This window comes from Roseburia sp. 1XD42-69 (assembly GCF_003612565.1).
Taxonomy (GTDB): Bacteria; Bacillota; Clostridia; order Lachnospirales; family Lachnospiraceae; genus Roseburia_B.
Map to the genome: position 1 here is coordinate 1 of NZ_RAZG01000076.1, position 12,501 is coordinate 12,501.

The window sequence follows — 12,501 nt, forward strand, 5'->3', positions numbered from 1 at the left end:
TCTGTTGTCTAATTTTAGAAATTTATTAACCAAGTAGTCTTGATTGACTACACCATTATTATACTAGGAGGTGGAAGAAGTTGCAGAGAGAGTCAGAATCGGAAGAGAACGTATCATGGAACGAAATCGGGGAAGTGCTTGATACGGAAATGAGTACGGTAGAGGATATTCGGGCAGATTTGGCAAGAAACGAAAAAGGCAATATCTGTCAGACAATCAATAACTGTATGTTGGTATTTCAGCGTGATCCGTTGATGAAGGGTGCAATCAGAAAAAATGAGCTGTCCGGAAAGATTGATATTGTCGGTAATCTCGGATGGCAGCGCACATCTTCCAGCCTGACGGATACTGATGTGTATCAGATACATTGGTACTTAGAAAAGAATTATGGTCTGAAAAATGACCGTAACATCAACAAGGCGATGAATATTGTGGCAAGTGAAAACAAGTATCATCCTATCCGGGACTGTCTGGAAAAACTCAAATGGGACGGACAGCCACGCATAGACAATCTTTTGCCCAGGTATTTAGGTGCTGACCACGATGATTACACAAAAGAAATCATGCGACTGTTGATGCTGGCAGCTATCCGTAGGGTGTATGAGCCTGGATGCAAGTTTGAAATCATGGTATGCCTTGTAGGAGGGCAGGGAGCAGGCAAGTCAACATTTTTTCGGTTTTTAGCCATCAATGATGAATGGTTTTCGGATGATTTGAAGCGGATGGATGATGATAATGTTTATCGGAAGATGCAGGGGCATTGGATTATTGAAATGTCGGAAATGATGGCAACCGTGAATGCCAAGAGCATTGAAGATATTAAGTCTTTTATCAGTAGACAGAAGGAAACATACAAAATTCCTTATGAAACTCATCCGGAGGACAGACCAAGACAATGCGTATTTGTGGGTACTTCCAACAATATGGACTTTCTTCCTCTTGACCGTACAGGGAATCGGAGATTTGCCCCGGTGCTGGTGCATCCGGAACGGGTGGAAAAGCACATTCTTGAGGATGAAAAGGAGTCAAGGGAATACATACGTCAGGCGTGGGCAGAAGCGATGGAACTATATCGGAACGGTTCTCACGAGTTAAAGCTGTCAAAGGAGACGGAAGAATACTTAAAGGAGATGCAGAAAGATTTTATGCCCGAGGATGCAAAGGTCGGCGTGATACAGATCTGGCTGGATGAACTGGCAGAGGATTATGTATGCAGCATTATGATTTACAAGGAAGCATTTTCCCACGAGTATGACACACCAAAGGATTGGGAACTGAAGGAAATCAATAATGTCATGAACCATAGCATTGTCGGGTGGGAAAAGGTTTCTTCCCACCGATTTGCCGGATATGGCACACAAAGAGGGTGGCGCAGGGTGGCAGGTAAAAATGAGTTTCAGAAACTGCCGGAGGATGCAGTAATACCTTTCAGTAAATAATTCTATTCAGCCATAAGCTCGAAAATGCGTTGCATTTCCTCGCTTGAGCTAAACGCCCTATACAAATTTTTGAAAATAGTCTTTATCATGCAAGCATGAACAGACTATTTCCAATATTTGTGCATGGCTGAATAGTAGCAAAAAAGTTTTTTAGGCTGTGTTTACAAATTCTGTTTACAAGCGTTCGTTTACGGAAATGTAAACAATTCGGTTTACGAAAGAATACAGTAAAATTAAGGCTTTGAGGCTTTGTAAACAGAGTAAACGGAAATTTTTTAAAAGAGTATTTGTAAGCATAACGTGTAAACGGATATGTAAACAGGATATTCAGGAGGATATTTTAATGGAGAGAAATTATATTCAGAACAATGGAAAAGCAAAAGGGAAAATTTATATCGGTTTGGATCATGGGTATGGGAATATCAAGACTGCCCACAGGGTATTTACTACCGGAGTGGAACTGTATGATGAGGAACCCATTGTCAGTACAAACTTTGTAAAATACCGGGATAAATATTATGTGATTGGCGAGAGTCACTTGGTATATCAGGGCAACAAAACAGATTCAGAGGACTTCTATATATTGACTTTGGCAGGACTGGCAGAGGAATTGAAATTCCGGGGACTTCATGAAGCAGAAGTCGTGCTTGCAGTAGGACTTCCGCTTGCGTGGGTAAAGTCACAGGCTGCCGATTGGAGAGAATATCTGATGCAGGAGAAGGAGCTGGATTTCATGTTTCAAAAGGAACGCTACAAGGTGCATCTATGTGGTGTGGAAATCTTTCTGCAGGGATTGGCGGCTGTACATAATCAAGGTGCAATGCCGGGCATGAATATGCTGGTGGACATTGGCAACGGAACCATGAGTATTCTTGAAATTCACGATGGCAGACCGATTGAAAAGAGCATCAGCACAGAAGTATTCGGGGTACATCATTGTATGGAAAAAATACAGAAAGAGCTGTCCAAGCGAGGTGGTGTGGAAGTGCCGGAAATGTTAATAGAACCTCTGCTTAGAAATGGCATAGGTGAAAGAACTGACGATGTAGCAATGGTTACAAAACGAATTGCGGAAAGCTATACAGAGGAAATCATGAAAAAGCTGACGGCACATGGCTATAAGGAAAAACTGATTCATCTCTATATTATTGGTGGTGGTGGCTGTCTGCTGAGGCACTTTTCAGATTTGACAGAAAAGGGAAATGTAACTGTCATTTCAGATATTTGTGCAAATGCAAAGGGATATGAGGTTTTGGCAGAAATGAAGCAGCGCACGAGAGGGAAAACTGCATGAGAAAAACATACAAATCAAGCAATGTGCGATTCTGCATGGAGAATGAAAACCAGCGCCGGACATGGGAGTATCTACAGAGTTTAACCCGAAAGGACTGCTCCTATGGAAAGGCACTTTCAGATGCCTTTGTATTAGTTTTGGATGGTAAGTTACCTAAAGGGGATGCAGGAGAAGCAGAGGAGCCTTGCTTGCCCACATCGGAGGATAAGAAAACTTCGAGTGAAGGAAATATTCCAATCGGAAAGATGCTTTCGGAGGAGGCTTTTTATGATGGGTTGAAAGTGACAGCGGAACATATTGAGGAAAGCGTTGCAGAACGAATTTCAAAGATGCAGGAAGCGTTTTTAAGGCAGATAACGAAGGAACTTGAGGAACATGTCTTAAGAACCGTTTCGGGCGAGGATACGCCTCACAGAGAGCAGTACGAGGAAGAAACGGAGCAAGTGTCAGAGACGGATATGTCGGATGCTATGATGTCGATGGCACTTGCCATGGGTGAATAGGCGGTACCGAAAATGGGAACCCATTTTGGCGCTTGGTATTCACTTTCAAAGTGGAAGCCTATGATACGGTACCGAGAGTGTTTTATTCGGTACCGTCACCCATGGCGAATGACGGTGCGTTTTGCCGGAATGAGTAGTCTGCCATGAAGATTTTGCAATGGCAGACTATGACACTCGCAGAGTGGCATCAGCCTCGCAGAGCGCCTACCTTTGATACGCAGTGTCAAAGGTAATAAGGCGTTACTTTTGACAAAAGTAACAAAATGCTGTGCGCAAAGTGAAAGCAAGCGGCGCATAGCGACATTTGCTTTCACTGGCACAGCAGCGATAAATGCGAAGCATTTAGAGCACGAACAGAAGAAACAGAAGAAAGAAGGTGAGACGATTGGCAGCAAAAACAATTTCTTTTCCAAAAGGGAAAGGGCATCTTACACATAATAACCGAGATTTTATCAGCAAAAATGTGGTACCCGAAAGGACATCTTGGAACCGAATTTATATGCAGGAATCTTTGGAACAAGCGTATGAGAAATGTTTTGGGCAGGCACTTATGGATTATAATGCAGTGCAAAAGCGTAAGGACAGGAGAAAAGAAAACTATCTGAAGGAGATAGAAAATTCCGGCAATAAGGAAAAGACGTTCTATGAAAATATCGTTCAAATAGGGAAAAAGGAAGATACTCCTGTGGTGGATGAAAACGGTAATCTTACAGAGGAAGCAAAGTCAGCCATTGAAATACTGGAGCAGTATGCAAAAACCTTTCAGGAGCGTAATCCGAATTTGTATCTGTTCAATTGTGTCATGCACCTGGATGAAGCAACACCGCATTTACATATTGATTATATTCCGGTAGCACATGGATATAAAACAGGCATGGAAACACGTAATAGCCTTACAAAGGCATTACAGCAGATGGGATTTGCAAAGGCAGTCAGTAAAAAGGAAAATGAAACAGTCGCGTGGCAACAAAGAGAACGAGCCTATCTGACGGATCTTTGCCGGGAGAAAGGTATTGACATAGAGGTGTTGGGAATACAGAGAGATAACCTTACCCTGCCGGAGTATAAAGCTGCAATGCGGGAAGTGGAAGCACTGGAACAACAGGCAGAGGAAATGGAGATATATAACAGGGAACTTGCTACACAAGCCGGGGAGTTGGCAAAGCAGATTGATGAACTGGAGGCAAGGGATAAAAGTAATCAGGAATTACTTGAGAAGCATGATATGAGAGCAACTACCTTAAAGACCATTTCAAAAGAAGTAGATGCAGAAACCAAGAATATAAAAAGTGCAGCAATTCCGGTCAATCATCTGTTTGGCGGTGAGGAATATGTCAAGGTAAAGAAAAGTGATTGGAATAAGATCATGGATGCTTTCAGCCGGGCAGTATCAAGGAATCACTTGTTGGAAAAATATGAAAAGAAAATATCAGCTTTGGAGAAGAAAATAGATGCCCTTACTGACCAGATTGAGAAGCTAAAACAGTTTGTGGCATCAAGGGGACTTGGAGATGCGTTTGTAGAGTTTGTAAAATCACTGGCACCAAAATCTTTTAAGCAAAAACTCGAAGAGAAAAAAGCGGATGTAGCGGAGCAGAATCGACAGAGAAAGACAACACAACAGGAAATGCCGGATAAGAAGAAAAAATTGCAGCAGGAAATGTATATTTGAAGAAAGCGAGGAACGTACAATGAATTTGACTTATGAAAAATGTTGAGATTATTTAATACCGAACATAATTCCTGAACCGGAGCCGGAAGGAGAATTGAGAAAGTTCGGATTAATGCGGAAACATTATCTGAAAGAATATAAGAGTGGCATTTATCAGGGAATGGTTCTAAGTGGAAAGCTAAAGGAACATCTGCTCATGGTGCAGGAACAGGCAGAGTCACATTTTGATGTGCTGGTGGGGCAAATGTCAGAACGTGAGGGCGTAACGGAGCAGTTGAAGGGGGAGAATCAGATGCTTTGGGTGCAGAAGATGAATAATATCCGGGCGATGGCAGAAGAGATTGTGAGAGAGGAAATAAAATATTGCAATGGCTAAGATAAGAGAAAAACAGGCAGAAAGTAATAAAGCTTTGAAAGGGCAACCGGTTTGAACACTGATTGCCTTTTCTGACAGAAAATTGACGATTTAAGGTATTTCTGATGAAGTGACAGTAAAATATGCCTTGAATGCCTTTTGACACATGGATGTACTTTTTGAATGACAAAAATAAGATACAGTATAATGACCAGTGCAAGAAGTGTGTGCATGACTGTAAGCAGAGTTTCCAGTGCAGGGTTTTGATTTCTGCATTTGGCCTTTGATTGAAATATCGGAAAATTATGATACAATATTGGGGATGTAATACAGATGGAGGTCACAAAGATTTATGAAAAAAATCCTTATTGTTGAAGATGATAATAAACTGAATGATGGGATTAAGTTAGCGTTAAGGAATGAGTTCTTTTGTTTGCAGGCTTTTTCACTTCAGTCAGCTTCAGACATATATAAAGAGCAGTCCATAGACCTAATCATATTGGATGTAAATCTGCCAGATGGAAGTGGTATAGATTTTATGACAGAAATTCGTAAAACAGACACTGTTCCAATTATACTTCTTACAGCAAATAAGATGGAAATGGATATCGTGTCTGGTTTGGAGCTGGGAGCAAATGATTATATTACAAAACCTTTTAGTCTGATGGTTTTACGAGCTAGAGTTAGTGTACAATTAAGAAATGAAAAGATTTTAGGAGATGTGTATAGGAATGGTGATTTTTGCTTTGATTTTGAAAAAATGGAGTTCACAAAGGGAAACACTATTTTAGAATTGAGTAAAACAGAACAAAGATTGCTCCGGTGCTTTATTGAGAATAAGGGAAAGAATCTAAGCCGTAGTCAGTTGATTGATTATATTTGGCAAGGAGATACGGAATATGTGGAAGAACATGCTCTTACGGTCGTAGTAAACCGTTTGCGGAACAAACTTGGTAATGATTCGGAATGCATTAAGACTGTGTATGGGGTGGGATACACGTGGACGAGAATTTAATCTTTTAGGATAATTGGAGAAGTTATGGATAAGAAAATATGGATTGTTGCGCTGATAGTTTTGATTATATTTTCAGTTGGTATTTGCGTGAGCGTAGTTATCTATTTTATGAATCGTGAGAAGAGATTTGCTGAAAAAATTCAAAGTATGTTAGATGATGCAATCTCCGGAAAATTTCAGGAGAAACATTTGAATGAAACCAGAATATCCCAAATTGAAAATAATATGTGGCGTTATCTTTGTGACCACGAAGTGGCTGTTAGAGCTTTGGAGAAAGAGCAAAAGCAAATGCAGATACATATATCAGATATTTCTCATCAGTCGGTCATACCGATTTCTAATATTGTATTGTACTCACAGCTTTTGGAAGAATGGATAGAGATGCAGACTATTGAGGAAAAGCAGGAAATTAAGGATGAATTAGCTGCAATCAGGGAACAGGCAGAAAAGTTGGATTTTTTGATTGAATCGTTAGTAAAATTATCACGGTTAGAGACAGGGATTATCCATGTCAATATCAGAAAGCAGCCTCTGCAATCCGTATTGGATGCGGTAAAAACTCAGTTTCAGGTAATAGCATCCCAGAAAGAGATACATTTTGAAGTGCCTGATACGGATGAAACAGCAGCGTTTGATATGAAGTGGGCAATTGAAGCAATGGCAAATATCGTAGATAACGCAATCAAGTATACCCCTTATGGCGGAAACGTTATAATCCGTGTCATAGCATATACTTCCTTGGTCAGGGTGGATGTTGCGGACACCGGAATCGGAATACCAGAGACAGAACAGGCAAGTGTATTTTCAAGATTTTACCGTTCTAAAATGGTAAGCGACAGGTCAGGTGTTGGCATTGGGTTGTATTTGGCAAGAGAGATTATGAAAGCACAAAATGGATATATTAAGCTCTCATCAAAAGTGGGGAAGGGAAGCACTTTCTCAATTTTTTTTATGAAAAAGGAAATATCTCAAAAGTGAGAGATTGTGGAGACCGGTTTGTGAGAATAGTATGGTATAGTCTGTATGTAGGAAGATACAGGCTATATTTTTTTATATGGGAAAGGACGGATGACAGTGGAAATCTTAAAAATAAAAGATTTGAGAAAAATATATGGTGTCGGTGAGACACAGGTGAATGCTCTTAATGGGATTGACCTCACTGTAAAAAGAGGAGAGTTTGTGGCAATTGTAGGTTCATCGGGAAGTGGAAAAACGACATTCCTTAATATGGTTGGGGGACTCGATGTTCCTACCAGTGGGGAAATTATTGTTGATCAGAAGAAAATTCAGGAGTTATCCGATGATGAACTGACTGTTTTCCGGCGTAGGAAAATAGGATTTATATTTCAGCAATACAATCTAATCCAGATGCTTAGTGTTTGGGAAAATATCGTACTACCGTTGAAACTGGATGGTAGAAAAGTTGATGAAGAGTATGTATTACAAATTACTCAGATTCTTGGACTTAATGAGAAATTAGATTTTATTCCAAGCAGATTATCAGGTGGTCAGCAGCAAAGAGTAGCAATTGCGAGGGCATTGGCTACGAAACCGGCTCTAGTACTTGCTGACGAGCCGACAGGGAATCTTGATTCGAAAACTAGTCAGGATGTAATGGGATTATTGAAAATTACGAGCAGTAAATTTAACCAGACAATTATCATGATTACCCATAATGAAGAAATTGCACAGCTTGCTGACAGGATTCTAAGAATTGAGGACGGAAAAATCATAACAAGGTAGGTGAGACGAATGTTTAACAGTGAAAAAGGTATTAAATTGCATAGATATTTCATAAAGAATTATAAGAAAAATACAATAGCTATTTTTTTCAGTTTCGCCTTAACCTTTATGCTGCTGACGGTTATGTTGGTCCTGATACATACAAACCATAAAATATCGAATATACAGTTAAAAACCGAGTTTACACCATCGGATTGTTATGTGGATGGTTTGTCTGGGGAGCAGATTGAACTGCTGCAAAATGATCCGGAAATTAAGTGGACTGCACTACAGCAGGGAACATATGACCTTTATGGACACAATGGGCAGAAGGTGTATTTGACGAAAAATGATGATGCGGCAATCACGATGATGACAAAGATTACGGATGGCAGGCTGCCTCAAAAATCAGGAGAAATTGTTGCTGAGAGATGGGTGCTTTTAAATTTGGGTATCGAACCAGTCATTGATCAGGAAGTCAGCGTAATCAATGAGGAAACAGGGGAAGAAAAAGAGTTTAAGCTGGTGGGAATCTTATCGGATTCATACGGGAATAAGAAATACGGTCTTTTAGATTTATACGCCGTTATGGAGGAAAACAGTACAGAGTCCTATCTGGCTTATATCCGGTTTCAGGACTCTGTGAATTATGAAAGTAAAGTAAAAACTTTGCAGAAGGAACTGGACGTCTCAAGCGAACAAATCAAAGAGTGTCCGGCCAGAGAGAATCCTGGCGAACTATATCTGATTGATGTGGGAATCATCAGTGTTCTTTTATTGATATGTCTGGTCGTGTTCTATGGTGTGTATCGCATCGCTGTGTTGTCAAGAGTACAGCAGTATGGGATATTAAGAGCAGTCGGTATGAAAAGAAGGCAGATTTGCAAAATGGTGTTGCTGGAATTGTATAACATTTATTGCGTAAGTGTACCTATTGGAATACTATGCGGATTATGTATAGCCTGGCTGGTTCTGCTCATATCCGGCGATAGGAGCGCAGAGGTTTATCTTTGCAATGAAACAGTACGATTTAGATTGGTAATACCGGTCTGGCAGATCATGGTGTGCGTCGTTGTTACCTTTCTTTTGATCAGTGTGATTGGATATATGTTTGGAAAAAAGGTTACACGATTTTCTGCCATAGATATGATATCAGGGAAAGAAACAGAGGAGGGGAAGCGCCTTTTTCATATACAAAATGCCGACAGCAAAACGGGAACATTGTTTCGGATGAGCTGCAAATATATCGTGAAAGATTTAAAAACAAGCGGTTTTGTGATTTTGACAATCTGTTTGGGGATAACTCTGTTTACGGGACTTACATACAAAGCAAAAACTTTGGAATTATACCGCGATGATACAAAGGAAATGTATTATCTGAATGGTGAGTATGCTCTGACGATGTTGTATTTTGATGATGCAAGGGCGGGAATATCTAGACAAAACGCTGCAAAAATAGAAAATCTCGAAGGGATAAAAGCTGTTAAGACAAGTTCAGGATTCCCAATCCGTGTGATTGATGAAGAAGGTGTAGAAAGGAATGACACATATTATAACGAACGTAATGAAGCGCTAAAGGAATTGTATGGCTATGGAAAAAGTGGGTATGATGGGAAAAATCAGATTTATAAATCCATGCTGCTTGGATATAATACAGACGCTTTGGAGGCATTAAAAAAATATGTTGTAGAGGGAGATTCTAACCTGGATGATCTGGGAGAAGATGAGATAATCCTGTCTGTTCTTCGGATGGATGATACAAAAAATAATGAGTTACCGGGATATTATAAAGAAGGTACGCCTTTGATGGGCTATCATGCAGGTGATGAGATTTCTATAAAATACAGAAAAGATTTGCAGACTAATTCCAGCGAATATGAGGCACTTGAAGATTATGACGCGGAATATGTTTATAAAACTTATAGGGTAAAAGTCATTGTATCTTTCCCTTATATGTTTGACTGCAATAAAACACTGTATCCATTATTGATTACTGCTGACCGATATGTGCAGGAAATCGCTCCAGAAAGTGGAATTCAATGTATGTATTGTGATGGGGATGCGGACATGGATTTATCCAGGCAGGATTTTCTGGAGCAGCAGTTAATCCGGATTGGTAGTGTCAATTCCAATGTATCAACTCGCAGCCTGATTGCAGAAACGAAACAAAATGAAATGTTTTATCATAAGCAAATGGTATATATTTATGGTATTTCTATCATCACGTTTATATTGGTCATGATTAATATGATTAATAATTTCAGATACCGTATGCAAAAAAGGACAAGGGAAATCTGTATGCTGCGCGCGATCGGTATGAGTGTGTCAATGACCAAGAGAGTGATGCTGTTTGAAAATCTGATATTAGGATTGGCGGCTGTTTTGATAGCATTTGTATTATCGCATCCAGTATTGAAATATTTGTACGGAGTGTCGGATATGCGAGCATTCGGGCATGAGTTTCATTTTGCTTATATAGAATTTTTATTTGTGGCAACGGGAGCATTGGTGATATGCATATTTCTTTCGTTTGGAATACTCAAATCCTGGAAAACCAAGCAGATTACAGAAGGAATAGGAAGTTTTGAGTAAGCTTTCTTGAAGATGTATGGAACAGCTTATATGAGCTAAAGGGAGGACAATGAAAGTCTGCTAAATGGTCATACCACAAAAGTTGCTGATTCGACTTGGGAAGCGGGTAAACCTATACCCTCTAGAGTATGGGATAGCATTACAAGAGAAACTGTTGAAAATACACTTACGAAAAGCGAAGGTAGCCTTGTAAAGAAATCCATAGATGTCAGTATCTAAAGTGTAAGGTGATAGCGGTTCACATAGAAAATGATAGATTCATTGAAGTTATCATAGAAAAACAAGTTGTTAGCATACTGTTTGGCTTGATATGGGAATATTTTTGTTGTGTTTACTAGAAGTTCAGCAGTAGATAAAAGTAATAAAGTGGGTGATTGTATGGGAAAATGTTAATACTGACATTTGAAGATAGTGAGGAAGAAATTCTGAATCATATAATATCCTGTGTCAGTACGGGAGCAAGAGCATTTCAAGTAATTGAAAATACAAAAACGAATTTGAGTTTTAATGGATTGGAAATAGATGATATAAATCGTTCGGTAAGAAAACAGAAACAGGAAATAGATTTGACATTTACAGAGTTTGAAATCCTCTATCTGTTAGCCAACAATCCAGGCAGAGTATTCAGCAAGGAGCAGATTTATGATATTGTCTGGAAGGAATCTTATTCCGGCGATTACAACATCGTCATGAGCCATATCCGTAACATACGGGAAAAGATAGAGGATAATCCTAGCAAGCCCATCTACATACAGACGGTTTGGGGTGTGGGTTATCGGTTTAATCAGAACATTACCCAATAATAATTTTGGTCAAATTAGATACAGATTTAGTTAAGCATTGCAAATAAGTAAAACGCTGTAAAAACCTTCGTTGATTTTTACAGCGTTTTTGGCTATAATAAAAGATAGAATATAGTATTGATTTGGAAAGGATGGTAACTATGCCAAATATATTACCGGTATCTGATTTGAGAAATTACAATGAAGTATTGAAGAACTGCCAAGTGGGAGAGCCTGTCTTCCTTACGAAAAACGGTAGGGGAAGATTTGTGGTAATGGATATAGAAGATTATGAACGTGATAAAGCAGAAAAGAAGCTTTTAGAAAAGCTGCAAGAGGCAGAGGTGGCGGTCAAGGATGGAAAAGGTTGGTTGTCATTGGATGAATTAAAGACAATGGTTGGAGAATAGGGCATGATGAAGTTGCGGATCAATCCGTTAGTGGCAAAGGACTTGAAATCTATTAAGGATTTCATTGCTGAGGATAATGTAGATAAAGCATTGGAAACAATACAGGAGATTTACCGCCAATTTGAAAATATACAGCAGTTTCCTTACATTGGTGCAGACTTGTCTAAGCGTGTGAGTTTTAAGACGGATTATAAGTATGTGGTGTGGCAAGATTATGTTGTGCTGTATAAGGTTGTTAAAGAAGCAGTGGAGATTTATCGGGTGGTAAATCGGTATCGGGATATTACGAGGATATTTGGGTGATACTTTGTTAGTTAGAATTATTAATTCATAATTTTAAGCAAACGGATGGAGAGAAAATATAGGGGTATATATTAGAACTTTTATGCTAATAGTATTATGATTTGGTAGTGGTAACGGAGTAGAGAAGAAAAAGGTGTTTTATAGATGGATGACTTATAAAACTAATAGGTAATTTGTGTGTAGGATAGATAAAGGGATAAATGTTCAGGAGGTGTAAATGCGATGAGAAATAAGTATAGATTGTCAATTATGATCGTTTTGATAATCATGTTGTTTATGTATATAACGGGCGTGGTTGGGTTAGCAGATGAAACTAATTTCGCATTTACTTTGGCGGCGCTAAGGTAGTGTAAATAAGTTTGTGTTTTTGGAAATAAATGGCTCCTTTTTGGTAAGAATTAGGATATGCAAATT

Annotated in this window: 13 protein-coding genes; all 13 read left to right on the forward strand. The window is 39.3% G+C overall.

Translation table 11 applies throughout. The annotated features are described in order from the left end of the window. Nucleotides 1–149: 149 nt before the first annotated feature. Complete coding sequence (locus tag D7Y06_RS21035; protein WP_120409600.1) at nucleotides 150–1,439, forward strand: virulence-associated E family protein; 1,290 nt, start codon at nucleotides 150–152, stop codon at nucleotides 1,437–1,439. Nucleotides 1,440–1,782: 343 nt separating this feature from the next. Beyond that, nucleotides 1,783–2,733, forward strand: a complete 951-nt coding sequence (locus tag D7Y06_RS21040; protein WP_120409590.1) for a ParM/StbA family protein — start codon at nucleotides 1,783–1,785, stop codon at nucleotides 2,731–2,733. Beyond that, complete coding sequence (locus D7Y06_RS21045; RefSeq protein ID WP_120409591.1) at nucleotides 2,730–3,236, forward strand: hypothetical protein; 507 nt, start codon at nucleotides 2,730–2,732, stop codon at nucleotides 3,234–3,236. The genes D7Y06_RS21040 and D7Y06_RS21045 overlap by 4 nt, the downstream gene beginning before the upstream one ends. A gap of 246 nt (nucleotides 3,237–3,482) precedes the next feature. Next, on the forward strand, nucleotides 3,483–3,674 hold the full coding sequence (locus D7Y06_RS26140) for a hypothetical protein (RefSeq protein WP_158591450.1): 192 nt from the start codon (nucleotides 3,483–3,485) through the stop codon (nucleotides 3,672–3,674). A gap of 25 nt (nucleotides 3,675–3,699) precedes the next feature. After that, nucleotides 3,700–4,908 carry a plasmid recombination protein gene (locus D7Y06_RS21050; RefSeq protein ID WP_256387244.1) on the forward strand — a complete coding sequence of 403 codons (1,209 nt, stop codon included), beginning with the start codon at nucleotides 3,700–3,702 and terminating at the stop codon, nucleotides 4,906–4,908. Between the two features lie 55 nt (nucleotides 4,909–4,963). Next, a complete protein-coding gene (locus D7Y06_RS21055; RefSeq protein ID WP_120409593.1) occupies nucleotides 4,964–5,284 on the forward strand; it encodes a TnpV protein in 321 nt (106 codons plus the stop codon). Between the two features lie 331 nt (nucleotides 5,285–5,615). Continuing rightward, complete coding sequence (locus tag D7Y06_RS21060; protein ID WP_120409594.1) at nucleotides 5,616–6,278, forward strand: response regulator transcription factor; 663 nt, start codon at nucleotides 5,616–5,618, stop codon at nucleotides 6,276–6,278. A 24-nt stretch (nucleotides 6,279–6,302) separates the two neighbouring features. Then, a complete protein-coding gene (locus tag D7Y06_RS21065) occupies nucleotides 6,303–7,256 on the forward strand; it encodes a sensor histidine kinase (RefSeq protein ID WP_120409595.1) in 954 nt (317 codons plus the stop codon). A 96-nt stretch (nucleotides 7,257–7,352) separates the two neighbouring features. Further along, nucleotides 7,353–8,021: an ABC transporter ATP-binding protein gene (locus tag D7Y06_RS21070; RefSeq protein WP_120409601.1), complete on the forward strand. Its 669-nt coding sequence runs from the start codon at nucleotides 7,353–7,355 to the stop codon at nucleotides 8,019–8,021. Between the two features lie 9 nt (nucleotides 8,022–8,030). Continuing rightward, entirely contained in the window at nucleotides 8,031–10,592 is a 2,562-nt protein-coding gene (locus D7Y06_RS21075; RefSeq protein WP_120409596.1) for an ABC transporter permease, read from the forward strand. Nucleotides 10,593–10,978: 386 nt separating this feature from the next. Beyond that, nucleotides 10,979–11,395: a winged helix-turn-helix domain-containing protein gene (locus D7Y06_RS21085; protein WP_120409597.1), complete on the forward strand. Its 417-nt coding sequence runs from the start codon at nucleotides 10,979–10,981 to the stop codon at nucleotides 11,393–11,395. A 140-nt stretch (nucleotides 11,396–11,535) separates the two neighbouring features. Next, a complete protein-coding gene (locus tag D7Y06_RS21090; RefSeq protein ID WP_120409598.1) occupies nucleotides 11,536–11,784 on the forward strand; it encodes a type II toxin-antitoxin system prevent-host-death family antitoxin in 249 nt (82 codons plus the stop codon). A 3-nt stretch (nucleotides 11,785–11,787) separates the two neighbouring features. Next, complete coding sequence (locus D7Y06_RS21095; protein ID WP_120409599.1) at nucleotides 11,788–12,087, forward strand: type II toxin-antitoxin system RelE/ParE family toxin; 300 nt, start codon at nucleotides 11,788–11,790, stop codon at nucleotides 12,085–12,087. Nucleotides 12,088–12,501: the final 414 nt, after the last annotated feature.

What these genes read in the sequence shown, in the direction of transcription:
- D7Y06_RS21035 (WP_120409600.1), top strand. Translation starts at nt 150, where the DNA reads ATGAGTACGGTAGAGGATATTCGGGCAGATTTGGCAAGAAACGAAAAA.
- D7Y06_RS21040 (WP_120409590.1), top strand. Translation starts at nt 1,783, where the DNA reads ATGGAGAGAAATTATATTCAGAACAATGGAAAAGCAAAAGGGAAAATT.
- D7Y06_RS21045 (WP_120409591.1), top strand. Translation starts at nt 2,730, where the DNA reads ATGAGAAAAACATACAAATCAAGCAATGTGCGATTCTGCATGGAGAAT.
- D7Y06_RS21060 (WP_120409594.1), top strand. Translation starts at nt 5,616, where the DNA reads ATGAAAAAAATCCTTATTGTTGAAGATGATAATAAACTGAATGATGGG.
- D7Y06_RS21065 (WP_120409595.1), top strand. Translation starts at nt 6,303, where the DNA reads ATGGATAAGAAAATATGGATTGTTGCGCTGATAGTTTTGATTATATTT.
- D7Y06_RS21075 (WP_120409596.1), top strand. Translation starts at nt 8,031, where the DNA reads ATGTTTAACAGTGAAAAAGGTATTAAATTGCATAGATATTTCATAAAG.
- D7Y06_RS21085 (WP_120409597.1), top strand. Translation starts at nt 10,979, where the DNA reads ATGTTAATACTGACATTTGAAGATAGTGAGGAAGAAATTCTGAATCAT.
- D7Y06_RS21090 (WP_120409598.1), top strand. Translation starts at nt 11,536, where the DNA reads ATGCCAAATATATTACCGGTATCTGATTTGAGAAATTACAATGAAGTA.
- D7Y06_RS21095 (WP_120409599.1), top strand. Translation starts at nt 11,788, where the DNA reads ATGATGAAGTTGCGGATCAATCCGTTAGTGGCAAAGGACTTGAAATCT.